26 protein-coding genes and 1 pseudogene are annotated in these 22987 nt (G+C 71.0%); 15 read left to right on the plus strand and 12 right to left on the minus strand.

Annotated features, from left to right (window positions below):
• Together VMD91_16535 and msrA are read right to left on the minus strand one after the other, a co-directional pair.
• The coding region (locus VMD91_16535) for a DUF5069 domain-containing protein (GenBank protein ID HTW85679.1) at window positions 1–426 on the minus strand (426 nt) is incomplete at its 3' end.
• Between the two features lie 30 nt (window positions 427–456).
• Complete coding sequence (gene msrA / locus VMD91_16540) at window positions 457–975, minus strand: peptide-methionine (S)-S-oxide reductase MsrA (protein HTW85680.1); 519 nt, start codon at window positions 973–975, stop codon at window positions 457–459.
• Window positions 976–1060: 85 nt separating this feature from the next.
• On the opposite strand from msrA, the gene VMD91_16545 reads away from it, so the two are divergent.
• Window positions 1061–2020 carry a hypothetical protein gene (locus tag VMD91_16545; GenBank protein ID HTW85681.1) on the plus strand — a complete coding sequence of 320 codons (960 nt, stop codon included), beginning with the start codon at window positions 1061–1063 and terminating at the stop codon, window positions 2018–2020.
• A gap of 263 nt (window positions 2021–2283) precedes the next feature.
• Here the strand turns inward: VMD91_16545 and VMD91_16550 are convergent.
• Together VMD91_16550 and VMD91_16555 are read right to left on the minus strand one after the other, a co-directional pair.
• Window positions 2284–2958: pseudogene (locus tag VMD91_16550) on the minus strand (M56 family metallopeptidase).
• The gene (locus VMD91_16555) at window positions 2955–3344 is read right to left on the minus strand and encodes a BlaI/MecI/CopY family transcriptional regulator (GenBank protein ID HTW85682.1); all 390 of its coding nucleotides are present in this window, start codon (window positions 3342–3344) and stop codon (window positions 2955–2957) included. The pseudogene VMD91_16550 and the gene VMD91_16555 overlap by 4 nt, the downstream one beginning before the upstream one ends.
• A 227-nt stretch (window positions 3345–3571) precedes the next feature.
• Here VMD91_16555 and VMD91_16560 point away from each other — a divergent pair, with 227 nt between their 5' ends.
• The 3 genes from VMD91_16560 to VMD91_16570 all read left to right on the plus strand — a co-directional run bounded on the left by VMD91_16560 (window position 3572) and on the right by VMD91_16570 (window position 6753).
• Complete coding sequence (locus VMD91_16560; GenBank protein HTW85683.1) at window positions 3572–5137, plus strand: hypothetical protein; 1566 nt, start codon at window positions 3572–3574, stop codon at window positions 5135–5137.
• Window positions 5138–5240: 103 nt separating this feature from the next.
• Window positions 5241–6407 (plus strand): hypothetical protein, encoded by a 1167-nt coding sequence (locus VMD91_16565; protein HTW85684.1) that lies wholly within the window; start codon window positions 5241–5243, stop codon window positions 6405–6407.
• A gap of 52 nt (window positions 6408–6459) precedes the next feature.
• Window positions 6460–6753, plus strand: coding sequence for a hypothetical protein (locus tag VMD91_16570; GenBank protein HTW85685.1), 294 nt, complete (start codon window positions 6460–6462; stop codon window positions 6751–6753).
• 5 nt (window positions 6754–6758) lie between these two features.
• Here VMD91_16570 and VMD91_16575 read toward each other — a convergent pair whose 3' ends face one another.
• On the minus strand, window positions 6759–7655 hold the full coding sequence (locus tag VMD91_16575; GenBank protein ID HTW85686.1) for a YihY/virulence factor BrkB family protein: 897 nt from the start codon (window positions 7653–7655) through the stop codon (window positions 6759–6761).
• A gap of 73 nt (window positions 7656–7728) precedes the next feature.
• Between VMD91_16575 and VMD91_16580 the strand changes: the two genes are divergently transcribed.
• Window positions 7729–8727, plus strand: a complete 999-nt coding sequence (locus VMD91_16580; protein HTW85687.1) for a putative sulfate exporter family transporter — start codon at window positions 7729–7731, stop codon at window positions 8725–8727.
• Window positions 8728–8730: 3 nt separating this feature from the next.
• Here VMD91_16580 and VMD91_16585 read toward each other — a convergent pair whose 3' ends face one another.
• The 4 genes from VMD91_16585 to VMD91_16600 all read right to left on the minus strand — a co-directional run bounded on the left by VMD91_16585 (window position 8731) and on the right by VMD91_16600 (window position 11498).
• Window positions 8731–9159 (minus strand): hypothetical protein, encoded by a 429-nt coding sequence (locus VMD91_16585; GenBank protein HTW85688.1) that lies wholly within the window; start codon window positions 9157–9159, stop codon window positions 8731–8733.
• Window positions 9160–9171: 12 nt separating this feature from the next.
• The gene (locus VMD91_16590; protein ID HTW85689.1) at window positions 9172–10539 is read right to left on the minus strand and encodes an FAD/NAD(P)-binding protein; all 1368 of its coding nucleotides are present in this window, start codon (window positions 10537–10539) and stop codon (window positions 9172–9174) included.
• Window positions 10532–11095 (minus strand): cysteine dioxygenase family protein, encoded by a 564-nt coding sequence (locus tag VMD91_16595; GenBank protein ID HTW85690.1) that lies wholly within the window; start codon window positions 11093–11095, stop codon window positions 10532–10534. The genes VMD91_16590 and VMD91_16595 overlap by 8 nt, the downstream gene beginning before the upstream one ends.
• A gap of 76 nt (window positions 11096–11171) precedes the next feature.
• Window positions 11172–11498, minus strand: coding sequence for a GreA/GreB family elongation factor (locus VMD91_16600; protein HTW85691.1), 327 nt, complete (start codon window positions 11496–11498; stop codon window positions 11172–11174).
• Between the two features lie 170 nt (window positions 11499–11668).
• Here VMD91_16600 and VMD91_16605 point away from each other — a divergent pair, with 170 nt between their 5' ends.
• The 9 genes from VMD91_16605 to VMD91_16645 are packed head-to-tail and all read left to right on the plus strand — an operon-like array spanning window position 11669 to window position 20278.
• Window positions 11669–12484, plus strand: a complete 816-nt coding sequence (locus VMD91_16605) for an IclR family transcriptional regulator (GenBank protein HTW85692.1) — start codon at window positions 11669–11671, stop codon at window positions 12482–12484.
• Window positions 12484–12804: an NIPSNAP family protein gene (locus VMD91_16610; protein ID HTW85693.1), complete on the plus strand. Its 321-nt coding sequence runs from the start codon at window positions 12484–12486 to the stop codon at window positions 12802–12804. Before VMD91_16605 ends, VMD91_16610 begins: the two co-directional genes overlap by 1 nt.
• The gene (locus VMD91_16615; protein HTW85694.1) at window positions 12801–13679 is read left to right on the plus strand and encodes an FAD binding domain-containing protein; all 879 of its coding nucleotides are present in this window, start codon (window positions 12801–12803) and stop codon (window positions 13677–13679) included. Before VMD91_16610 ends, VMD91_16615 begins: the two co-directional genes overlap by 4 nt.
• Entirely contained in the window at window positions 13676–14158 is a 483-nt protein-coding gene (locus VMD91_16620) for a (2Fe-2S)-binding protein (protein HTW85695.1), read from the plus strand. Before VMD91_16615 ends, VMD91_16620 begins: the two co-directional genes overlap by 4 nt.
• A complete protein-coding gene (locus VMD91_16625; GenBank protein ID HTW85696.1) occupies window positions 14155–16551 on the plus strand; it encodes a xanthine dehydrogenase family protein molybdopterin-binding subunit in 2397 nt (798 codons plus the stop codon). Before VMD91_16620 ends, VMD91_16625 begins: the two co-directional genes overlap by 4 nt.
• Window positions 16548–17612, plus strand: coding sequence for an amidohydrolase family protein (locus VMD91_16630; protein HTW85697.1), 1065 nt, complete (start codon window positions 16548–16550; stop codon window positions 17610–17612). The genes VMD91_16625 and VMD91_16630 overlap by 4 nt, the downstream gene beginning before the upstream one ends.
• A 12-nt stretch (window positions 17613–17624) precedes the next feature.
• Entirely contained in the window at window positions 17625–18848 is a 1224-nt protein-coding gene (locus VMD91_16635) for an amino acid ABC transporter substrate-binding protein (protein HTW85698.1), read from the plus strand.
• Window positions 18849–18869: 21 nt separating this feature from the next.
• On the plus strand, window positions 18870–19985 hold the full coding sequence (locus tag VMD91_16640) for a hypothetical protein (protein ID HTW85699.1): 1116 nt from the start codon (window positions 18870–18872) through the stop codon (window positions 19983–19985).
• Window positions 19982–20278 carry a MoaD/ThiS family protein gene (locus VMD91_16645; protein ID HTW85700.1) on the plus strand — a complete coding sequence of 99 codons (297 nt, stop codon included), beginning with the start codon at window positions 19982–19984 and terminating at the stop codon, window positions 20276–20278. Before VMD91_16640 ends, VMD91_16645 begins: the two co-directional genes overlap by 4 nt.
• A gap of 11 nt (window positions 20279–20289) precedes the next feature.
• Here the strand turns inward: VMD91_16645 and VMD91_16650 are convergent, their stop codons facing one another.
• Genes VMD91_16650 through VMD91_16660 form a run of 3 tightly spaced genes read right to left on the minus strand, consistent with a single transcriptional unit; the run spans window position 20290 to window position 22024 of the window.
• Window positions 20290–21042, minus strand: coding sequence for a TPM domain-containing protein (locus VMD91_16650; GenBank protein ID HTW85701.1), 753 nt, complete (start codon window positions 21040–21042; stop codon window positions 20290–20292).
• A complete protein-coding gene (locus tag VMD91_16655) occupies window positions 21039–21419 on the minus strand; it encodes a TPM domain-containing protein (protein HTW85702.1) in 381 nt (126 codons plus the stop codon). The genes VMD91_16650 and VMD91_16655 overlap by 4 nt, the downstream gene beginning before the upstream one ends.
• Entirely contained in the window at window positions 21416–22024 is a 609-nt protein-coding gene (locus tag VMD91_16660) for a LemA family protein (GenBank protein HTW85703.1), read from the minus strand. The genes VMD91_16655 and VMD91_16660 overlap by 4 nt, the downstream gene beginning before the upstream one ends.
• A 273-nt stretch (window positions 22025–22297) precedes the next feature.
• Between VMD91_16660 and VMD91_16665 the strand changes: the two genes are divergently transcribed.
• The gene (locus tag VMD91_16665) at window positions 22298–22945 is read left to right on the plus strand and encodes a peroxiredoxin (GenBank protein HTW85704.1); all 648 of its coding nucleotides are present in this window, start codon (window positions 22298–22300) and stop codon (window positions 22943–22945) included.
• Window positions 22946–22987: the final 42 nt, after the last annotated feature.

A 22987-nucleotide genomic window follows, 5' to 3' on the forward strand; every position in this document is an offset into this window, starting at 1 on the left:
CGCCGCTCCGGCGGCGCGCTTCTCGTCCAGGTCCAGGAGTTGGAACCAGGTGGTAACGTCGGGGCGGTTCGGCGCGACCTCGGCCTTCATCTTGTCGAAGTAGGCTCGCGAGTGATCGTCGGGCGCCCACGCGCGGCGCTCGCGGTTGAACGCCGCGATCGCTTCCGGCGAGCGTTTCGCCAACAGCGACTTCGCCCACGCTTCGATCTTGGCGTCGTCGTAACCGAGCTCTTTGATCTTCGCCGCGAAGGTGTTGAAGTCGACGCCCAGCAGCTCGAGCACCGGCCGGTCGTGCGGGCAGTCGACGTCGTATTCACCCAGCGTGCCGTCGGCGTTGGCGTGCGCTTTGTCGATCACGCGCGGCAACGAGACGATGCCCGCCATCATCTCGTTGGGGCTGCGCGGATATTCTTTGGTCAAGTCCATGCTGCCCGTTTCCCCGAAAACCGCCGCGTGCTAGAGCTTGGCGGAGGCGCGCTCGGGCAGCACCCAGTCGGGGCGCACGAAGTGGCAGGTGTAGCCCTGCGGATAGCGCTCCAGGTAGTCCTGGTGCTCCGGCTCGGCCTCCCAGAAGGGGCCGGCGGGGGCGACTTCGGTGACGACCTTGCCGGGCCACAGGCCCGAGGCGTCGACGTCGGCGATCGTCTCTTCGGCGATGCGCTTCTGTTCGTCGGTGGTGTAGTAGATCGCGGAGCGATAGCTCAGCCCGCGGTCGTTCCCCTGACGGTTCAGCGTCGTGGGGTCGTGGATCTGGAAGAAGATCTCGAGCAGTCTGCGATAGCTCACGCGGCTGGGATCGAAGATGATCTCGATCGCCTCGGCGTGCGTCCCGTGGTTGCGATAGGTGGCATTGGGGACGTCGCCGCCGGTGTAGCCGACGCGGCTCGAGATGACGCCGGGGATGCGACGGAGCAGGTCTTGCATGCCCCAGAAGCAGCCACCGGCAAGAACGGCGCGTTCGGTTGCGGTTGCCATACGCTCCGTAGAACCCGTCCGCGGGTGCTATTGTTGCCACATGGAATCGTCCGCCGGCTTGCCTCGGCTCTGGGCCTCGCGCCCGGTGCCGCTCGCCTCCTTCACCGCGATCATGGGGATCATCGCGCTCGGGCTTGCTTGGCGGCTCGCCGCCGACGCCTGGGCGGTCCCGGCCGTCATCGGCGAGGCGCTCGTTCTGGGCGGGATCGCCGCCTTCGCGCTGCTGCTGCTGCGCTGGGCGCGACGGATCGCCGCGCATCCCGACGAGCTGCGGGCCGAGAGCCATGTCGCGATTACCGCCAGCTACTACGGGACGCTGGCGATCGCGCTCTCGGTGACCTCGGCGGCGCTGGTCCGGTACCAGCCCGCCGTGGCGCTCGTGCTGTGGGCGGTCGCGGCGCTGGGCGGTATGGCCCTGTTGATCTACCTGCTCGGCCATTGGATCGAGACCGGGCTCAAAGACGTCGAGCTGACGCCGGCGCTGCTGTTGCCGGTCGTCGGCAACGCCGTCTCGGTGTACCCGGCCGCGGCGCTGGGCGTCGTCCAACTCGCGTGGTTCTCGTTCGCGGCGGCGTTCGTGTGCTGGCTCGCGCTCTATCCGCTTACGATGTACCGGTTGCTGGTCGTCGAGCCCCGGCTTCCGCGGCGGATGGCGCCGCAGCTCGGCATCCTGGTTTCCTCGCCGGCCGTGTTTGCCAACGCGTGGTTCACCCTGAACGGCGGCGTCGTCGACGCGTTCGTGCTGCTGTTCGCCTTCAAAGCGCTGTTCTGCGCGATCTTGGTCGCCCGAATGTGGCGCATCGGCTACGGCGAGCCGTACAACGTGGCGATGTGGGGCTGGGCGTTCCCCGCCGCGGCGCTGGCGGGCGCCTTCATGCGCATCGCGCTGCGGACCGGCGCGCCGCTCTACTCGGTGCTCGCGGTTCTCACCGTGACGGCGGCGTCGTTGATCGCGCTGACCTGCGCGCTGCTGACGCTGCGCGGCTGGATCCGGGCGGCCGCCGTCGTCGCGGCGTCCGCGCCCTCGGTGCAGCGCGGCGGCTGAAAGGCCGTCGGGGCCGCGACGACCGGCATCTGCAGCTGCGCCAAGCCAAACGCGGTGAACAGCAAAACGGCGGCAAGCAAGGGGCCCGAGGCGGCGATGCGCGGCGAGACGTCGCGGCTGGCGTCGATCAGGCGATCGACGCGCGCCAGCACTTGGCTGCGGCCGACGAAGAAGCCCGGGACGACCGCGATGCGCCGGCCGCGCAGCTGACGGTCGACGATGTTCGTGAGGCACTCGGCATACGCGAGCGGATGACCGATCGCGTGCAGCACGACGTCGTCGCAGGCGACCTCGCGCTCGAAGTCGATGCGCCGCGCGACGTAGTGCAGCACGGGATGGAAGAAGAGGAGCGCGCCGACGATCCGCTGGGCCGCGTTGAGCCAGTCGTCGTAGCGCCGCAGGTGCGCGTGCTCGTGGACGATCACGCGCGTCAGGTCGGCCGGTTCGAGCGCGTCGGCGAGCGCGGTCGGCACCACGATCATCGGTCGCACGAAGCCGATGGCGCACGGGACGCGCACGCGTGCCGAGGCGCCGAGCGCGACCGGACGGCCGCGGCGCAGGTCGAGCGCGGCTCCGGGCGCGTCGAGCGGCTTCGCATCGGTCTTGAGCTCGAGGACGACGGCGAAGCGCCACAGCAGCCGCACCAGCAGCACCACCGCCGCGCTCGTCCACAGCAGCACCGTGAACGGTGCCGCGCGGCTGATGACGAACCCGGCACGGTGCACGGCGACGCTCGCCGCGAGCGCCTGCGCGGGATGCGCGGTCGCGACGTCGATGAGCGGCAACGCCGCCACCAAGAAGTACGTCGCCGTCCACAGCGCGCAGGCCGTCGCCGCGTTGCGCTGCGGCCACAAGCGCAACGCGAGCGCGACCAGCGCGACCAACAGCGCGCCTTGCCAGACGCCGTTGAGCAGAGCGGTGAGGGTGAGCGCGGTCATCGTTGTGCTCGCTTCGCGGCGTCGATGCGATGCCGCAGCTCGTCGAGTTGCTCCGGGGTGATCGCGGCGTCGTCGATCAGGTTGAGCGCGACCGACGCGGGTGAGCCGCCGAAGAAGCGTTGCGTGACGTAGGTGAGCGCGGTGCGGGCGGCCGTCTCGCGGTCGACGAGCGGCGAGTAGACGAACGCGCGTCCCTGTGCGCGGTGCTCGACGTAGCCCTTCGTTTCGAGGATCTTCAAGGTCGTCTGCACCGTGTTGTGCGCCGGCCGGTCCGCGAGGGGAATCGCATCGACGATCTGCCCCAAGCTGGCCGCTCCCAGCTGCCACATCACTTCCATGAGCCGCTGTTCCGCCTCGGTGAGCGGAACGGATCGTTTGCGAGCCATCGAGGGCCTCCCACGGCGGCGTACCTAACGAATTAGGTATAAGGGACCCTACCACCGCGGCGCGCTCGCGTCAAGCCGCCCGCGGGCGCTTAAGACTGGCCTAAGGGCGTCCTAAATTTGTTCTAACGAGCACATTTGGAGAGCGGAACCTCACCCCGTAGGGCAAAGAGGCAGGCGGATTCCCCGCGCGAACCCCCACCGCAGTTCTCTTCCGAGGAGCTCTCCATATGAGGATGCTTACCGGGCGAGCGATGTTGGCTATTGCATCGCTCGCGCTGGCCGTTTCATGCGGCCAGTCCACGACGCCGCCGCAGAACTTGAGCCCGGCGGCGACCCCCAGCCCGGCCCCGACGCCGACGGCAGGTTCGGGGGCACTCTCCTCGAGCGGCGCCGCGATCACGATGCCGGCGCTCGCCGGGACCACGGCCTCGATTCACTTCCCCGCACCCAGCGGATCGACGACGGCCACCGCGCTGAACGTCACCGAGTCGACGACGCCCCCGGGCTCGGTCACCGCGGCCGCCGGCAGCCGTCGCGGGGCGCAAGCGGTGCGCAAGATCGCCGACGCCTCGGGCGCCATCGTCTACTACGAGGTGCTGCCCTCGCCGGCGACGTCGGTTGGGTTCAGCAGCGGTCCCACCTGGCAGGTCAACGTCACCTCGGTGACCGCCGGGACGAACTACTACATCGCGCTCTACGATGCGACCACCGGCGACTGGAACACGACCTACGAAGGTCCGGCGACGGTGAGCGGAACGTACCTCAGCTTCAGCGCCAACAGCAGCGGGCTGACGCTGCCGGCCACCGGCGACGTCTTCGCGATCGTCGGGATCGCGGCGGCGACCCCGACGCCGACGCCCACCGCGACGGCGACGGCGACGGCCACCGCGACCGCAACCGCGACGCCGACGGCCAGTCCGACCGCGACGCCGACCCACACGCCGACGGCGTCCCCGACCGCGACTCCCACCGCGACTCCCACCGCGACCGCGACGGCCACCGCCACCGCGACGGCTTCGCCGACCGTCGCGCCGACACCGACCAACGTCATCGCCGATCCGGCGTTCGCCAGCGACAGCGTCGTGGCGTACAACTACGGCAGCGCGACGCCGGTACCGGGAACGAACGGTTGGACGCAGTGCGCATACAACGGCACGGCCAGCGCGGCCGCAACTGCTGCGCCGTATCCGAGCCCGAATCCGAGCTACACCCCGGCCTCCGGCGCGACTCCGGCGGCGATCATCGCCACCGGCGGCGCTCCGCTGCCGACGCCGACGACCGGGACGTACTCGCCGTTGCCCACCGTCTCGACGGTGCCCACGGCGAGCGGCGACAGTTACTCCGCGCAGTTCGCCGGCATTCTGAACTCCAACATCGAGGGCTTCTACTACAACGGGCTCTGCCAAACGGTGACGATCCCGAGCTCGCCGACGCTGTCGATGAACGTGTACCAGCAAACGAACGAGACTTCGGCGTACTTCGACTTCGTGGTGATGCTGCTGAACACGAACGGACAGTTCGTGGATGTGATCTACCACGAGAACAACGAGGCGACGCCGGACTCGTCGTTCCGCGCGCTGACGGGCCTTGCGCCGAGCGCCGGTTGGTCGGCCTATGCCGGCGGCACATATGAGCTCTACGTCGGCATCTGGACCAAGGGCTACAGCGCCAAGGACTACGGCTACTACTGGGTCGACGACGTGAACCTCACCGGGATTCCGGTGTCGCCGTCGGCGATCAAGCACAAGCCGACCTCCACGGTCAGACGCCCCGCGGCGGTACCGCGCCACTAAGGGTCCTCCGTCCTGGATGAAGCGCGTCCGGTCACTGTAATGCGACCGGGCGCGCTTCGCGTTCTCTTGCCTCTTTCCCGATAGAGTGTTGTCGATGATGTCCGTGCGTTCGCGTCGTCTCTTTTTCGCCGCGGTGCTCCCGCTCGTGCTGATCGCGTGCAGCGGCGGAGGCGGCGGGTCGCCGGCGCCAGCCGCTCCGGCGCCGACGGCGACGCCGGTGCCCAGCGGCTCGCCGGGCGCGAGCGTGTCTCCGAGCGCGACCCCGCACGCGACGGCGACGCCCACCGCCAGCCCGACCGCCACGCCGACGGCGACGCCGAGCCCGGCGCCGACCGCCAATCCGGCCGTCGTCTGTCAGCAGGCGCAGGCGGCGACCACGCCGGGAATCAGCCCGACAACGACGACGGCGTTTCTCGCCACCGTCCGGTCGGCGCGTTCGATCTGCATGAGCGCGTACGTCTTCACGACGGTCGCATTCCAAGCGCTCGACGCCGCGGCGAAGAGCCACGCCAGCGTCGTCGTCGTGTTCCCGCAAGAACAGGACAGCGGGTCGAACGCGAGCGATCTCGCGCAGCTGCAGGCCGACGGCGCGACGATCGTGATCGACCCCGGTACCGGCAGCACGAATCCGATCCACGCCAAGCTCGCCGTCGTCGACGGGATCGCCTATCTGGACGGCCACAACTGGGTCGAGGCGAGCGGCTCGGAGCCGACCGACGACGTGATCATCCAAGACACGCTGCCGGCCGACTTCACGGCCATCGAGAGCGCGCTCCAACTCGACCCCGTCAGCTCCGCCTCCGGGACGCTCGACACGCTCAAGTCGAACTCGCTCGCCATGGAAGCGGGCTTCCTGTCCGGGCTCAACCCCGGCGCGGGCGCACAGGTGCACTTCATGACCGAATCGTTCAGCAGCGGCGCGAGCAACGTCGTCTCGGCGCTGGAAACGGCCGCGCAGAACGGCGCAGCCGTCAACGTGATCCTGGTCGGCAGCGACGAGACCGGTTCGTCCGATCAGCAGTTGATCGCGACGATGAAAGCCCCACCGTACAACATCACCTTCTGCAGCAACGTGAGCACCGGCAGCGAGAAGGTGCTGATCGCCTCGACCTCACCGGGCGAGGTGTGGTACGGCTCCTCGAACGCGACCTCGTCGAGCTCGCTGGCCAGCAACTACATCGACTGGGGCATGCTGATCAGCGACGCGACGACGATTTCCGCCATCGACGCCTACTACCAGGCGCAGTTGCAGGCTTGCACGCCGATGTGAGCGAGCCGGGGCAAGCGGAGCCGCACCCGGCCGCCGCGAAGACCGCCCGCCCATGATCCGGCCGCGTATCCTCGTCATCGCGGGCATCATCATCGTCCTGGCCCTGCATCCGTGGACGTGGCCCGCGCACGGCACCGGCGACCTTTTCGTCCCGCTCGTGACGCTGGCGATCGTGGCGGTCGTGGCCGTGCTGTGCGCGATCAAGCTCGGGGATCTGCGTGTGCCCAAGCGCCGTCCACGCCGTCCGCACGTTCGCTTGGTGAAATCGCCGCCGCCGCGCACCGCCGACGACGTCACCCGCGCCGCCGAAGCGATCTTGCGCTCGACGCAGCGCCCGAAGCGCTGAGCGCGTCAGGCCGCGGGCGCCGGAACCGCGACCGCGACCGGCGCCGTGCGCAGGTCGGCGTAGACGCGCGTGAACTCCGCGCCGAACAAGAACAGCATCGCGGAGTAGTACACCCAGACCAGCAGCACGACCAATGAGCCGACGGCGCCGTACGCGTTGGCGATGCCGGCGCGGCCGAGATACAAGCTGAGCAGCGCTTCGCCCGCGACGAACAGCAGCGCGGTGACGGGTGCGCCCACCTCGACGTCGCGCCAGGAGACGTGGGCGTCGGGCAGCACCTTGTAGACGAGCGCGAACATCAGCCCGATCAGCACGACGTCGACCAGATAGCTGACGGCGCTCGCCGCGACGGGCGAACCGAAGAACGGCAAGACCGTCGCGAGGTGGGCGGTGAAGAACGCCAGCGCGACGTCGACGCACACCGTCAGCAACAGGCCCACGCCGATCAGCAGCAGCATCGCGGCCGAGACGAGCCGATTGCGCAGCGTCAGCCAGATGCCGTGCTGCCGCGGTTTCGCGCGCCATACGATGTTGATGGCCGATTGGAGCGTCAGGAACAATCCGGATGCCGCCAGCGCGAAGGTCACCCAACCGGCGGTCTGCGCGATCAACGAGCCTTGCCGGCTGGCGAAGCTGGTGTCGACCAGCGAGCGGACGAGCTGCGCGGTCTGGGCACCCGCGCCCAGCCCGATGGTCGAGATGATCTGGTTCTCGGCGACGTGGTGACCGTGGCCGCCGTCGGCCAACCCCACGACCTCGCCGGCGATCGCGATCGCGATGACGATCAGCGGCGCGATCGCGAAAACGGTCGAGTAGGCGATGGCGGCCGCCAGCAGCGAGGCGTTGTCGGCGCCGAACCGCGACCAGGTTTCCTTGAGCAGCCGAAGCGCGCGCGTCGCCATCGCCCGCCTCGTACCCGTGCGGAAGCGCGTTCAGGCGGGAAATCGCGCGGTTTTGGCCGGAAGACGAATCCCGTTGCTCAAGACGATCAAGGCGGCGGCCGTGCTGCCCGGGCTCGTGGCCTCGGCGGTCATCGCCGCGGCGGCCGTGGTCTGCGCGCACGCGGCGCCGGTCGTCGGCGCGCCGGTCTTCGCGCTGGTGTTCGGCGCGCTGCTCCGCGCCGTGCGGCCGCTGCCCCTGGTGCTGCGGCCGGGAACGGCGTTCTCGGCCCGGTCGGTCTTGCAGGCCGCGATCGTGCTCTCGGGCTTCGGACTCTCGCTGGCGACGGTGGTGCAGACGGGGCTGGGCACGTTGCCGGTGACCCTCGGGACGGTCGCGGTCGCGCTCGTGCTGGCGCCGCTGGTCGGGCGCGCGCTGGGCATCGCCGGGACGTTGCGCACCCTGGTCGGCTGCGGCACGGCGATCTGCGGCGCTTCGGCGATCGCGGCCGTCTCGGCCGTCATCGAGCCCAACGAAGCCGACGTCGCGCTGGCGATCGCGACGGTGTTCTTCTACAACCTGGTCGCGGTGTTCGTTTTCCCGCCGATCGGCCACGCGCTGCACCTCTCGCAAGACGCGTTCGGGTTGTGGGCGGGGACGGCGATCAACGACACCTCGTCGGTCGTCGCCGCAGGCTACGTCTACGGGCACGAAGCCGGAGCGCACGCGACGATCGTCAAGCTGACGCGCGCGACGCTGATCCTGCCGCTGGTCGCGGCGATCGCGATCGTGCGAGCGCGGCGCCTCGGCGCCGGCGGCCGGCGGCTGCCGTGGCGGCAGATCGTGCCGTGGTTCATCCTGTGGTTCTTGGTCGCCGCGCTGGCCAGCGGCGCCGGGTTGATTCCCGCCGCCTGGCACGCGGCCGTCGCCGAGCTGGCGACGTTCCTGATCTCGGTCGCGCTGGCCGCGATCGGCCTGCAGACCGATCTCGCGCGACTGGTGAAAGCGGGCGCGCGGCCGTTGGCGCTGGGCGGCATCCTATGGGTCGCGGTCGCGCTCTCGTCGCTCGCGATCCAGCGCGCGACGGGTCTGTAACCGCTAGCGAATCGTCAGCACGAAGCGCGCGGCGCCGCCGGTGCGCGGGCGTCCGTTGACGACCGGCGCGGCCTGGACGACGGCCGGGCCCGGCTGCACCAGCTCGATCGTGAGCGAGATGGTGGCCTTGCCCGCATCGTCGCTCTTGACGTCGTACGCCTGCGGATCGACGCGCGTCACCTCGTCGGGTTGATCGGAGGGCGGCAAGACGCAGCCGCGGGTGACGCAGGTGAAGCGTACCGCGGCGTGACGTTGGTGCGCTCCGTGCAGCTGCACGACCAGCGGGGTGGGGAACTGCGCGTCGTACGCCGCCTTGTCGCTGGCGACGTATCCCCACGCGCTCTGCGGCGTCCCCGAGACGGCCGTCACGGTGAACGGACCGCTCGCGGCGGCCGCCGCGGCGAGCAGTACCGGGACCAGGGGGCGCAGCATCTCGCCGGGGTCTTACCCGGCCAGCGCGACCGGTTCCTCGCCCATCAGGCGCGCGGCCAGCTCGCGCGCTTGCAGCGCGATCTCGGGGATCGCCGTCGTCTCGATCAGCGTCCCGAACCGGACCGGACCGAGCGCGTAGACGCGCGCTTGCGCGGCCCCGTCGCGACCGATGAGCGTGCCGTTCTGCGCGACCTGCACGCCGATGTGCAGCGGATACGGCGTCATCGTCCCGCGCGCCAGCAGCTGCGCGATCAGCGGGTTCGCCAGGTGGCGGAAATCGTGCTCGGGGCCGCTGCAGTTGACGACCCGCGCGGCCTCGAGAACGATCTGCTCGTCGCTGCCGCGCAGGCGAATCGGCACGCGCAAGCCGGCCGGCGTGGCGGCGATCTCGCCGGTGCGGCCGGCCAGCGTGCGCAGCGTGTCGGCCGCGAACAGCTCGGCCAGCAGCTTCGCCGCCTCCGGCGCGACGCGATGACGGTGCACGTTCCAGTACGGCATCACGTGGCGCACGAAGCGGCGCTGCTCGGCCAGCGAGAGGGCTTGCCAGAGCACGTTGGCGCGCGGCCGCACGCGATCGACGGCGACCCGCCAGTCCGCGCGCACGCCACGCGCGTCGTCGGCCAGCGTACGCATCGCGTCGAGCAGGTCGCGCGCGGTCTCCGCTTCCGGCGCGGCGGCCGGCGGCGCGTCGAACAAGCGGTGCTCGTGCGGCAGCAGACCGCGCCGCGAAACCATGACGATCGTGCCGCGGTGTCCGCGATGGCGCAGGCCCAGCACCGCGTCGACCGCGGTGAGCCCGGTGCCCAGCAGCACGACGGTCTCGTCCGATTCGGCGTCCAGCGCACCGGGCGCCCAGGCGGAGCGGAAGAAGCGCGGCGAGAGCTCGGCCCCGCTGCCCAGCCGCGGCCACGCCGCCGGCTCGGCGTTGCCGGTCGCCACCACCAGCGCGTCGGCTCGCAGCGTGGCGCCGTCGGAGCAGACGGCGCGCACGCCCTGATCGTCGATCTCCGCGTCGACGACCAGCGCGCGCCGGTGCTGGAGCCGCGCTCCCGCCACGGCGCGCGCGCGCGTCGCGATCGCGTGCAGATACGCGCCGTAGACGCCGCGCGGCGCGAAGCTCTGCGGTCCGGCGTGCTCGGGCGCGTGCGTCGCCAGCCAGCGCACGAAATGGTCGGGGTCGTCGGCGAAGGCCGACATCGCGCGCGCCGGCGCGTTGAGCAGGTGCAGGGGGCAGTCGGTCGCGTACGCCATCCCGGCGCCCAGCCGTTCGCCGGGCTCGACGATCGTGATCGGCGCGCGCAGGCCGCCGCGGATCAGCGCCGCCGCGAGCAAGGCGCCGCTGGCGCCGCCGCCGGCGATGACGACCGAGCGGTCAGGCATCGTAGGAGAGGTCGACGCGCGCGGCGCGCCACCAGCCGGCGTCGTCGACCGAGAACGCGCGGCAGAACTCGAACGCGCCGCCGTAGACGTGCACCGTGTGCGCCGTCTTGGTCCCGACGTTGCGGAACGAGTGGTACTCGAGCGGCGGGATCAGGATTCCCACGCAGCTCGGCGGAGCCAGGTGCTCGCCCTGGCAGCGAAACTTGTAGCGGCCTTCGACGTCACGGTCGAGCAGGCGGAACGCCGTCTCTTCCATCGTGCCGCGCACGACGATCTCCGCGCCCCACAGGCCGGCGTGGTCGTGCAGCGCGCTGGCCTGACCGGGCTCCCAGGTCATGCCGACGACGACGAAGCGGTCGTGCGGATCGCGGTGGATCAGCCGCCGCTGGTAGTGGTCCGCGCTCGCCGCCGGAAACAGGTCCGCGGCGAAGGCGCCGGCGGCTTCCAACTGGGCCAGCACCCGGGCGAGCCCCGTCACGCGGTCGGCGACGACGGCTCGCTCGATCGGTCCGATCACGTCCGCGAGGTCGGCCGGCGGCGGCGTGGCTGCGTGCATCTCCATCCCTTGGCGACGAGGGGCTCTCACCTTTCCATCGGGTCGGCCGCGGGCCGACTTGAGGAACCAGGCGGCCTCAGTCGTAGCGAATGGAGCGCACGACGACCGTCCTGTCGCCGGCCGGCCGGTGCCACACCCCGCGCTGGCCGACTTTCTTTCCCACGATCGCGACCGCCAGCGGCGAGTCGAAGGCGATCTTGCCGGCCCGCACGTCGCTGGCGTCCTCGGCGACGATGGTGAAGGTCGACTGGCTGCCCTCGGCCGCGCCGTCCAGGGTCACGGTGGCGCCGTAACCGACGCGGCTGCGGTCCTCCGGCGGCGCGTGGCTGATCGGTTGGCGGGTGGGCGGGACGACCTCGGGTTCCGGCACGTCGTCGCGCTCCTTGGTGAAGGCGCGGCTCATGCGCTCATGCTTCCCATGCCACGTGGGCGGCACACGCCGCCGACCGGGGCTCGCCGCAGCCGCGGGGCGAACGGCCGGGGTCGTGTTCCGATCAGCGGAATTCGATTGACTCCTCGATCGGCGGTGGCGTACCGTGAGGCCATTCTGCGCGCGCGAGTCGGAGGCGGCGTTTGGCGAGCTTACAGACGATCGACGACGCCCTGAGCATCCTCGAGTTCCTCGCACGGACCGGCGCGCCGCAGCCTCTCTCGCGCATCAGCCGTGACTTGAGCATGTCGAAGCCGCGTACGCATCGCATGCTCGCGACGCTGGTCGCGCGCGGCTACGTCACGCGCGATCCGCTGACCGCGCACTACGGATTCGGCGCGATGTGCGGTTCGCTGATCGCGCAGGCGCGCGCTGGCGTCTCGCTCTCGCAGGCGTGCGGACCGGCCCTGCGCCGGCTGTGGTCGTCGACGCGCGAGACCTGCTACCTCGCCGTCCTCGAAGCCGATCGCGCGATCGTCGTCGACAAGCTCGACAGCCAGCTGCCCGTGATCGCCACCTCGGTACTCGGGCGAGCGCTGCCGCTGCACGGCGTCTCCGCCGGCAAGGTGCTGCTGGCGAGCCGGCCCGACCACGAGGTCGAGGTGCTGATCCAGCGCAGCATCGCCGCCTACGGGCAGGCGCGCCCGCGCGACCCCGCGCGCGTCCTCGCCGAGGTGCGCCGCACGCGCGCGCACGGGTACGCCGAGAACCCGGGCGGCGGTTTCCGCGACGCCGTCGCGGGCGTCGCCGCGCCGGTGCGTTGGCCGGAGAAAGGCACCGTGGCGGCGGCCATCGCGGTGTGTCTGCCGGTCAACCGGTTCCGCGCGAACAGCGCCGAGCTGCGCGCGGCCGTGCTGGCCGCGGCCGCGGAAGCGTCGGCCGCCCTCGACGCCGCCGTCGACGCGGGGATCGGCGGACTCTCCAAGCGCGGCCGCTCGCGCACCCCGGAGGCGTCGTAGTGGTCTACGAGCTGCGCCGCTACGTCGCCGCGCCCGGCAAGGCCGACGCGCTGCTGCACCGCTTCGAGCACGGCACGCTGGCGATTTTCGCGCGCGCCGGGATTCGGATCGAACACTTCTGGCGCGATCGCGACCGCCCCGGCGACGTCGTGTACGTCTGCGCGTTCGCCGACGACGCGGCGCGCGAAGCGGCCTGGAAGGCGTTCGGCGCCGATCCGGCTTGGCACGCGCTCAAGGCGGAGACCGAGCGCGACGGCCCGCTGACCGTCTCGATGACCTCCGAGCTGCTGGTGCCGATCCTGGGCTTTCCGCGCGCGTGAAACCGGTCGACTTCGACTACGTGCGGCCGCACTCGCTGGCGGCCGCGCTCGCCGCGCTGGCCGGCGCGAACGGCGAAGCGAAGGTCATCGCGGGCGGACAGAGCTTGGGGCCGTTGCTCAACATGCGGCTGGTGCGCCCCGCGCTGTTGGTCGACGTCAACGCGCTGCCGGGGTTCGACGCGATCGAGGAACGCGAGCAATGGGTGCGCGTGGGTGCGACCGTGCGACAGCGCGACGCCGAACGCTCGGAGCTGGTGGCGCGCCGGTTGCCGCTGCTGCGCGACGCGCTGCCGTTCGTCGGCCACGCGCACACGCGCAACCGCGGCACCGTCGTCGGCAGCGTCGTCCACGCCGACCCGACCGCCGAGATCCCGCTGGTCGCCGTGTGCCTGGACGCGGTGGTCGAGATCGCCGGCCCGCGCGGCGCGCGCGAAGCGCCGGTCGCCGACTTCTATCAGGGATATCTGGCCACCGACCTCGCGGCCGACGAGCTGGTCGTCGGCGTGCGCTTCGGTGCGCATCCTCCGGCGGCGGGCGCGGTGCGGGTGACGGGCTTCGCCGAGATGGCGCGCCGTGAGGGCGACTTCGCGATCGTCGCGGCCGCCGTGCAGCTCGACGTCGAGCGCGAGAGCCGCCGGGTCCGCGAGGCGCGGTTGGGATTGGCCGGCGTCGGCGGCGCGCCGGTGCGTCTGCGCGCGAGCGAAGCGGCGTTGTGCGCCGGGCGCGACGGCGCGAGCGCGTTCGCCGACGCGGTGGCGGCGGCCGGGCCGGCGATCGATCCCGACGGCGACCTGCACGCGACCGCCGCGTATCGGCGCACGATCGCCGGACCGTTGCTCGCGCGCGCGCTGCGGCTCGCCTGGGCGCGGCTATGAGCGCCCGCCACACCGTCACCGTGACCTTCAACGGGCGCGAGCACCGCGCCAGCGTCCCCGCCCGCCGCAGCCTGGCGGATTTCTTGCGCGACGATCTGCAGCTGACGGGGACGCACCTCGGCTGCGAGCACGGGATGTGCGGTGCCTGCACCGTCCTGCTCGACGGCGCCGCGGTGCGCTCGTGCATCCTCTACGCGGTGCAGGTCGACGGCGCGCAGGTCACCACCGTCGAAGGGCTCTCGCCCGACGGCACCACGCTCTCGCCATTGCAGGATGCGTTCGTCGCCTGCCACGGGCTGCAGTGCGGTTTCTGCACGCCGGGGATGCTGATCGCCGCGACCGAGCTGCTGCGCGAGAACGCGGCGCCGAGCGAGGACGAGATTCGCACCGCGTTGGGCGGCAATCTCTGCCGCTGCACCGGCTACCAGCAGATCGTCGAATCGGTGCAGCTCGCGGCGCGCGGAGCGGACGCGCGATGATCCTCGCGGAGCCGCCGGTCGGCACGGCGGCGCGCCGCTTCGTCGGCAAGAAGCGCCGGCCGGTCGAGGATCGCCGCTTCGTGCTCGGGCAAGGCCGCTACGCCGCCGACGTGACGCTGCCGCACCTGCACCACGTCGCCGTCGTCACCAGCCCGTACGCGCACGCCCGCATCGTGCACGTCGACGTGCGCGCCGCGCTGGCGGTGCCGGGCGTGCTCGGCGTCGCGACCGGGGCCGAGCTGCGCGCGGCGTGCAAGCCGCTGCGGCAGTACATCGACGTCCCCGAGATCGCCTGGTACCCGTTGGCCGGCGAGCAGACGGTCTACGCCGGCGAGTGGGTCGTGGCCGTCGTCGCGTCCGAGCGCGCGATCGCCGAAGACGCCGCCGAGCTGGTCGAGGTGACGTTCGAGGAGATTCCGGCCGTGCTGGATCCCGAACGCGCGATCGAGCCGGACGCGCCCCCGACGCACGCCGCGCACCCGAGCAACGTCGTCTACCGGCGCACTTTTCGCTGGGGCGAGGTCGAGCGTGACTTCGCGCGCGCACCGCACCGGCTGCGCGGGCGCTACCGGTGGCACCGCAGCGCGACGGTGCCGATCGAGACCTTCTCGGTCGTCGCGGCCTGGAACGCGGGGACGAACCTGCTCGACGTGTGGGCGTCGATCCAGATGCCGCAGTTTCCCGAGCAGATGGCGCAGTCGCTGGGCATCCCGCTCAACGCGGTGCGCGTGCACTTCGACGTCGACGTCGGCGGCAGCTACGGCGTCAAGCGCGGGATCAAGCACGGGGTGTTGGCGGGGTACCTGAGCCGGCGCTTCGGCGTGCCGGTCAAGTTCGTCGAGGACCGGCTCGAGAACATGCGCGGCGGGGACATGCACGGCCCCGACCGCATCTTCGACGTCGAGGTCGCCTTCGACGACGACGGCGTCGTGCGCAGCATGAAGATGCGCACGCTCGACGACGAAGGCGCCTATCCGGGCCGCTCGCCGCTGCAGATGGGCAAACCGGTCGGCGCGATCGTCGGCCCGTACACGATCGGCAGCGTCGAGTACGAAGCGATCGCGGTCGTCACCAACAAGTGCAGCCAGGTCGCGGTGCGCGGTTTCGGGCAGGCGCCGACCAACTTCGCCATCGAGCTGACGATGGACCGCGTCGCCGAGGCGGTCGGCATCGACCGCTTCGAAGTGCGGCGGCGCAACTTCATTCCGCCCGACGCCTTTCCGTACGTGATCCCCAGCGGGACGCCGTACGACAGCGGCGACTACGGCGTCGTGCTCGGCAAGGCCGTCGACTGCGCCGGGCTGGACGAGCTGCTGCGTTGGCGCGATGCGGGTCGCGCGGACGGGTGCCTACGCGGGGTCGGCGTCGCGACGTGTCTGGAGCCGGGCGGCGGCAACGCGATCTTCGAGGCGCTCTTCAACCCCAAGAACGAGTCGACGACGTTCCCCGAGGGCTGTCAGGTCAAGATCGACCGCACCGGCACCATCAGCGCGCAGATCGGCGTCGCGACCTCCGGCCAAGGTCACGAGACGCTGGTCTCGACGATCTTGGGCGAAGCGTTCGGGGTCGAGCCGGACCGCATTCGCGTCATCCACGCCGACTCGCTGGCCGGGCTGCCCTCGCAGAGCCCGGTCGCGAGCCGGATGGCGATCGTGCTCGGCGACGCCGCGCTCGGCGCCGCGCGCAAGCTCAAGGACAAGATGCTGCGCATCGCCGCGCACCGGCTCGGCGCCGCCGCCGAGGAGTGCGCCTGGGACGCCGACACGGTGCGGCGGATCGCCGACCCGGCCGCCAACGTGAGCTGGGCCGAGATCGCGCGCATCGCGCACACGGCCTACCATCTGCTGCCGCCGGGGATGGAGCCGGGGCTGCAGGCGCAGTTCGTGCAGCAGGTCCAAGGCGGCGGCACGCTGCCGACGGCCGAGGGCGTGGTGCGGATGTATCCGTGCCAGTCGTTCTCCGCGCACGTCGTCGCGATCGAGATCGATCGCGACACCGGCCGGATCGCGTTCCACCGCTACGCGCTGGCGCACGACTGCGGCACGGTGATCAATCCCGACATCGTGCGCGGCATGGTGTTGGGCGGGATCGCGCACGGAATCGGCGCCGCGCTCTACGAGCGCTTCCAGTACGACGAGCACGGCCAGCTGCTCACCCAAGCGCTGTCCGACTATTTGATGCCGACGACGTACGAGGTACCCCACGTCGAGATGGTTGAGCACGAGACGCCCTCACCGCTGACCGCCTTCGGCCAGAAAGGCGTCGGCGAAGGCGGCTACATGACCACGCCGGCCGCGGTCGTCGCGGCGATCAACGACGCGCTCGCGCCGGGCGGCGCGCGAATCGCGCACGTCCCGGTGACGCCGGTCGACGTGCTGGAGCTGCTGGCGTGAGCGCGCCCGCCGTCGACGTCCACGCGCATCACGTGCCGGCGGCGCTGCTGCGCCGCGTGCGCGAGGAAGCGACGCGCCGCGCGTTCCCGCATTGTCAGGCCGAGGAGGCCGCCGGCGGCGCGGTCCGTTTCAAGATCGGCGAGGAGCCCTGGACGCGGCCGGTCGCGCCGGGGCTGATCGCGCTCGAGAAGCGCACGCAGAAGCTGGCGGGAAGCGCGATCGCGGTGCAGCTCAACGGCGGCTGGCTGGACCTGTTCGGCTATTCGCTGCCGGCCGAGGAAGGCGCGGCCTGGAGCGCGCTCCTCAACGACGGGCTGGCCGAGTCGCTCGCAGCGGCGTCGAGCGCCGACGTCGCGTACCTGCCGCTGGCGACCGTGCCGCTGCAAGACGGCCGGCTCGCGGCCGCCGAGCTGGCGCGGGCCGTCGCCGCGGGACACGCCGGCGCGATGATCGGCACCTGGATCGCCGGCGCCGGCCGCGATCTCGACGATCCCGACCTCGAGCCGTTCTGGGCGCAGGCCGCGGCGCTCGGCGTTCCCGTCTTCGTTCACCCCGTCTACGCCGGCGGCGGCGACGACGCGCGCATCCACGACTTCGGCTTGGCCAACGCGGTCGCGCGCCCCAACGAGACGGCGCTCGCGATGAGCCGGCTGCTCTACGCGGGCGTGCCGCAGCGCCATCGCGGCCTCAAGCTGGTCGTCGCGCACGGCGGCGGCGCGCTGCCCGCCGTGCTGGGGCGGCTGGCGCGCAACTACGACGTGCTGCGCGCCGCCGGCGAGAGCGTCGCCGATCCGCGCGCGGGCTTCGCACAGCTCTACTTCGACAGCGTCGTCTTCGATCCCGAGGCGTTGCGCGCGCTGCTGCGCGTCGCGCGTCCCGACGGGATCATGCTCGGCTCCGACGATCCGTTCCCGATCGGCGATCCCGCGCCGCGGGCGGTGATCGAAGCGCCGTCGCTCGAGCTCGATCGGGCCGAGCGCGCGCGGCTGTTGGCAGGCAACGCCTGCGCCGCGTTTCCGGGTGTTGCCGCCTGCTGCGGCGGTCACGCAGCGTTCCGCTAAGTGGAGGTCCGCATGATGGCTCGTGCCCGCATCCTCGCCCTGTCCGCGCTCGCAACCCTCGCGCTGCTCGCCCCGGCGGCCACCTCGGCCGATCCGCCGACGGTCACCTTCGGCGCCGCCATCTCGATGACGGGGACGCTCTCGCGCGAGGGTCAGCTCACCAAGGAAGGCTACGACCTCTGGCAGACCTACGTGAACGATCACGGCGGCCTGCACGTCGGCAAGACCCGCTATCGGGTCGCGATCAAGTACTACGACGACGAGTCGCAGCCGGAGAACGCGGCCCAGCTGGCAGCCCGGCTGATCGATCAGGATCACGTCAACTTCTTGCTCGGACCGTACGGGACGGGCACGACGTTCACCGTCGCGCAGATCGCGGAGCGCAAGAAGATCCCGATGGTGCAGGGCAACGGCGCGGCGGAGCGCCTGTTCACCTCCGGCTTCACCTACTCGTTCGGCGTGCTCACGCCGGGCAAGCAGTACTTGACCGGGATCATCGACATGGTGCTGGCGCAGCGTCCGGCGCCCAAGACCATCGCGATCACCTACGCCAGCGACGCCTTCTCGCAAGACGTGGCGTCCGGCGCCGCCGACTACGCGACCGCGCACGGTCTCAAGGTCGTCTACGACAACAAGTATCCGCCGGCGGCGACCGACGTCTCGTCGATCGTGACCGCCGTGCACGCGAGCAACCCCGACGTGATCCTCAACGCGGGTCACTTCGAGGACGCGCTGCTGATGGCCAAGTCGCTGCACGACCAGAACGTCGAGGCGCGCGCGTACGGATACTCCGTCGGACCCGACACGCCCGACTTCGTCGCGGCGCTGGGCAAGGACGCCAACGACGTGCTGGGCGGCTCGCAGTGGTCGATCTCGGTCAAGTACCGCGGCGTGCCCGGCTTCTACCAGACCCCGGCCGAGTACAGCGAGGCGTTCCAGCGCGTCTATCACCGGCCCGCCGACTACCACAACGCGGACGGCACCGCGGCGTGCCTGGCCTTTCAGTACGCGCTCGAGAAAGCCGGCTCGCTCGACCCCGAGAAAGTACGCGCCGCGTTGGCGGACCTGAACGTCATGACGTTCTACGGCCCGATCACCTTCGACAAGCGCGGGGTCAACATGACCAAGCCGATGATCGTGCAGCAGATCCAGAACCAGCACTTGGTCACCGTCTGGCCGCCCTCCGTCGCCAACGCCAAGCCGGTCTACCCGGCGCCGCCCTGGGACCGCCGCTGACCGGAGTGGAAGGGACGCCGCATGAGCAGCGTTCGAGTCCTGGTCGGGACGCGCAAGGGCGCGTTCGTGCTCACCGCCGACGGCGCGCGCCGTGACTGGACGGTCGCGGGACCGCACTTCCCCGGCTGGGAGATCTACCACGTCAAAGGCTCGCCGGCCGATCCGAACCGCATCTACGCCTCGCAGAGCAGCAGTTGGTTCGGCCAAGTCGTCCAGCGTTCCGACGACGGCGGCGCGACGTGGCAGCCCGTCGGCAACCAGTTCGCGTACGACGGCGTGCCGGGAACGCATCAGTGGTACGACGGCACGCCGCACCCGTGGGAGTTCGCGCGCGTCTGGCACTTCGAACCGTCGCTGACCGATCCCGACACCGTCTACGCCGGCGTCGAGGACGCGGCGCTGTTTCGTTCGACCGACGGCGGGATGACGTGGGCGGAGCTGCCGGGCTTGCGCGGGCACGGGACCGGTCCCGACTGGCAGCCCGGTGCCGGCGGGATGTGCCTGCACACGATCCTGCTCGATCCGTCCGACGAGCGGCGCATGTACGCCGCCATCTCGGCCGCCGGCGCGTTTCGCAGCGACGACGCGGGCGCGAGCTGGAAGCCGATCAACAACGGGCTGCGCTCGGAGCAGATCCCCAACCCGACCGCCGAAGTCGGGCACTGCGTCCATCGCCTGGCGATGCACCGCGAGCGCCCGCGGACGCTGTTCATGCAGAAGCACTGGGACGTAATGCGCAGCGACGATGCGGGCGAGTCGTGGCGCGAGGTCAGCGGGAACCTGCCGACCGACTTCGGCTTCCCGATCGAGGTCCACGCGCACGAACCCGAGACCGTGTACGTCGTCCCCATCGCGAGCGATTCGCACCACTTCCCGCTCGAGGGCAAGCTGCGCGTGTACCGCAGCCGCACCGGCGGCGACGAGTGGGAGCCGTTGACGAACGGCTTGCCGCAGCGCGACTGCTACGTCAACGTGCTGCGCGACGCGACCTCGATCGACACGCTCGACGCCTGCGGCGTCTATTTCGGCACCACCGGCGGCCAGGTGTACGCCTCCGCCGACGCCGGCGAGAGCTGGTCGGCGATCGTGCGCGACCTGCCCGCGGTGCTCTCGGTCGAAGTGCAGACGCTGCCGTGATCCGCGTCGTGCTGCCGGCGAACCTGCGCGCGCTGGCGCGGCTGCCGGGCGAGGTGGAGCTCGAGCTGAGCGGCGAGCCGACGCCGGCCGCGGTCCTCGACGCGCTCGAAGCGCGCTACCCGATGCTGCGCGGAACGATCCGCGACCACGCGACGCTGCGCCGTCGCCCGTACGTGCGCTACTTCGCGTGCGAGCGCGACATCTCGCACGAACCGGCGGACGCACCCCTGCCGGCCGCGGTCGCCGCCGGCGCCGAACCGCTGCTCATCCTGGGCGCCCTCTCGGGCGGCTGATCGCCGCGGCCTCACCAATGGCCGGAAGCGCCGCCTCCGCCGAACCCGCCGCCGCCCCCCGAGAAGCCGCCGCCGAAGCCGCCACCGCCGCCGCCGACGAAGCCGCCCCATCCGCTCGCCGGCCCCATCGCGCTCGACATCAGGAATGCGTCGAGCCAATCGCCGCGCGGCTTCCCGCGCCGGACGATGGTCACGACGACGGCGAGCACGATGCAGACGATCAGTCCGAAGAAGACCAGCGCCGCGAAGCCTTCGCCCCAACCGTCGTCGTCGCCGGACGACGGCGGCGGTGAGGGCGCCGCGGCCAAGACCGAGGCGGCGGCCGGGTCGATGACCACCAACATGTGATCGACGCCGCCGCGCACCGCGCCGTCGACGTCGCCGTGCCGCATCGCGGGCAAGATATCGTCCCGAATGATCTGCGCCGACTGGGCGTCGGTCAGCTTCGACTCCAAGCCGTACCCGACTTCGATGCGTACTGCGTGGTCGCGCATGAAGACGAACAGGATCGCGCCGTCGTCCTTCCCTTTGCGGCCGATCTTCCAGCGCTCGGCGGTGTCCGAGGTCCAGGTTTCGAGCGGAACGCCGCCCGTCGTGTCGCCGATCCAGACGATCACCTGGTGGCCGGTTTGCGTCTCGAACCCCCGCAGGTCGCCTTCGATCGCGGCGCGCGTCGGCGCGCTGAGCGCGTCGACGGTGTCGGTCACGTGTTGCGTCGGCGCGGGGGGAATCGTCAGCGCGGCGAGCAGCACCAGCCCGATCACGGCGTCGCCTCGGTGAAGTGCTCGTGCAAGGCGGCGCCGAGGCGGTCGATCCCGAGCACGATGGCATCGGCCGGCGTGCGCGTCTTGAACGCGGCGCTCATCTCCGCGACCAGCCCGTCCCAAAACGGCTGACCGACGCGCTCGTGCAGCGCGCGGTCGCCGAGGACCGCGAACGCGCGCGCCTTGGGCGCGACCAAGATGAGCCCCGCGTTCGCGCCGGGGTGCGTGTGCAGGCCGCCGCTGAGGAACTCGTCCTTGGCCCGCTCGAACGCGTCGAGCGTGGCGTCGGGGACGATGCGCACGGCCAAGCGCGAGGAGGTCCCGGTCTCGGCGCGGAGCAGCGCGGCTTGGATGCGCTCCCGGTCGCGGCGGTTCACGGCGAGAAGTTGACGGTCGGCGCCGTTTGCGCGCCCGGCTGCGCTTCGAAGTACGGCTTGGGCGCGAACTGCGCGCCGAACAACCCGACGATGAAGACCGTCGGCGCGGTCGCGCGCGCCGTGTTGAACGCGCGCGCGTCGTCGTTGTAGCGCTTGCGCTCGACGGCGATGCGGTTTTCCGTCCCCTCCAGCTGCGACTGCAGCGTGAGGAAGTTCTGGCTCGCCTTGAGGTCGGGATAGTTCTCGACCGTGACCAGCAGATGCGAGAGCGCGGCGCCGAGCTGGTCCTGCGCTTGCGCGTCCTGCGCGAACGCGTGGGGATCGCTCAGCGCGTTCTGCACCGCGGAGGCGGGCAGCTGGCCGACGGCGGCACGCGCTTGCGTCACGGCGAGGTAGGTGCTCTTCTCGAAGTTGGCCGCGCCCTTGACCGTGGCGACCAGGTTCGGCACCAGATCGGCGCGGCGCTGGTAGACGTTCTGTACCTGACCCCACTGGGCGTCGACGGCCTGGTCGAGCTGCACCAGCCGGTTGTACGTCGCGACGACGTAGAGGAGCACGATGACCACGATCGCGCCGGCGATCCAGAGGGAGCGGCGTCCTGACACGAGAGCCTCCTTGCTCGGCCCTTCCGCCGGGTAACCAGGCAAGCCTGCCGCGCCGTTTGACCGTGCCCGGAGGGCTGTGGTAGCGTGAAGGCGATGTTCGAAACCGGCCGTAGCGCGATGTGCTGCTGTCTCTGTCGCCCCCGAACGGGTCGGCCCGGTTTCTCATTGGCCTGACGGAACGCACCGTCGACCACGAGACCTCCGCCGACCGGCGGGGGTCTTTTCGTTTCATCACATCTCGGCATCGCAGCACCGGAACCGTAAGGAGAATCCATGTCACTGCAGCTCGGAGACACCGCTCCGGACTTCACCCAAGACTCGACGCAGGGTCCGCTCCACTTCTACGACTACGCGGGAGACAGTTGGGTCGTGCTCTTCTCGCACCCGGCGGATTTCACGCCGGTGTGCACGACCGAGCTCGGCGAGACCGCGCGCCTCAAGCCCGAGTTCGACAAGCGCAACGTCAAGGTCATCGGCCTCTCGGTCGATCCCGCCGACAAGCACGGCAACTGGGCCAAGGACATCGCCGAGGTCGGCGGCACCGCGCTCAACTTCCCGCTGATCGCCGACGCCGACCGCAAGGTCTCGCAGCTCTACGATCTGATCCACCCCAACGCGCTGGCGACCGCGACGGTCCGCTCCGTGTTCGTCATCGACCCGCAGAAGAAAGTGCGCCTGACGCTGACCTACCCGGCGGCGACGGGTCGCAACTTCGAAGAGATCCTGCGCGTGATCGACTCGCTGCAGCGCACCGACAACTACAAAGTCGCAACGCCGGTCAACTGGAAGCAAGGCGAGGACGTCATCATCACCAGCGCGGTGAGCGACGAAGAAGCGGCGCAGAAGTTCCCCGGCTACAAGACGATCAAGCCGTACCTGCGCACGACGCCGGACCCGGCGAAGCAGCCCGCGACGGTCTGATCGCGGCCGGCTGATAGCCGGCGTCTATGACGCGATGGGCGA

Source organism: Candidatus Sulfotelmatobacter sp. (assembly GCA_035504415.1).
GTDB lineage: Bacteria > Vulcanimicrobiota > Vulcanimicrobiia > Vulcanimicrobiales > Vulcanimicrobiaceae > Vulcanimicrobium.

Coding starts and splice junctions, on each gene's coding strand:
- VMD91_16575 (HTW85686.1), bottom strand. CDS start 7,655: ATGGCGACGCGCGCGCTTCGGCTGCTCAAGGAAACCTGGTCGCGGTTC.
- VMD91_16600 (HTW85691.1), bottom strand. CDS start 11,498: ATGAGCCGCGCCTTCACCAAGGAGCGCGACGACGTGCCGGAACCCGAG.
- VMD91_16620 (HTW85695.1), top strand. CDS start 13,676: ATGAGCGCCCGCCACACCGTCACCGTGACCTTCAACGGGCGCGAGCAC.
- VMD91_16595 (HTW85690.1), bottom strand. CDS start 11,095: ATGCACGCAGCCACGCCGCCGCCGGCCGACCTCGCGGACGTGATCGGA.
- VMD91_16585 (HTW85688.1), bottom strand. CDS start 9,159: ATGCTGCGCCCCCTGGTCCCGGTACTGCTCGCCGCGGCGGCCGCCGCG.
- VMD91_16555 (HTW85682.1), bottom strand. CDS start 3,344: ATGGCTCGCAAACGATCCGTTCCGCTCACCGAGGCGGAACAGCGGCTC.
- msrA (HTW85680.1), bottom strand. CDS start 975: ATGGCAACCGCAACCGAACGCGCCGTTCTTGCCGGTGGCTGCTTCTGG.
- VMD91_16625 (HTW85696.1), top strand. CDS start 14,155: ATGATCCTCGCGGAGCCGCCGGTCGGCACGGCGGCGCGCCGCTTCGTC.
- VMD91_16590 (HTW85689.1), bottom strand. CDS start 10,539: ATGCCTGACCGCTCGGTCGTCATCGCCGGCGGCGGCGCCAGCGGCGCC.
- VMD91_16635 (HTW85698.1), top strand. CDS start 17,625: ATGATGGCTCGTGCCCGCATCCTCGCCCTGTCCGCGCTCGCAACCCTC.
- VMD91_16570 (HTW85685.1), top strand. CDS start 6,460: ATGATCCGGCCGCGTATCCTCGTCATCGCGGGCATCATCATCGTCCTG.
- VMD91_16665 (HTW85704.1), top strand. CDS start 22,298: ATGTCACTGCAGCTCGGAGACACCGCTCCGGACTTCACCCAAGACTCG.
- VMD91_16560 (HTW85683.1), top strand. CDS start 3,572: ATGAGGATGCTTACCGGGCGAGCGATGTTGGCTATTGCATCGCTCGCG.
- VMD91_16640 (HTW85699.1), top strand. CDS start 18,870: ATGAGCAGCGTTCGAGTCCTGGTCGGGACGCGCAAGGGCGCGTTCGTG.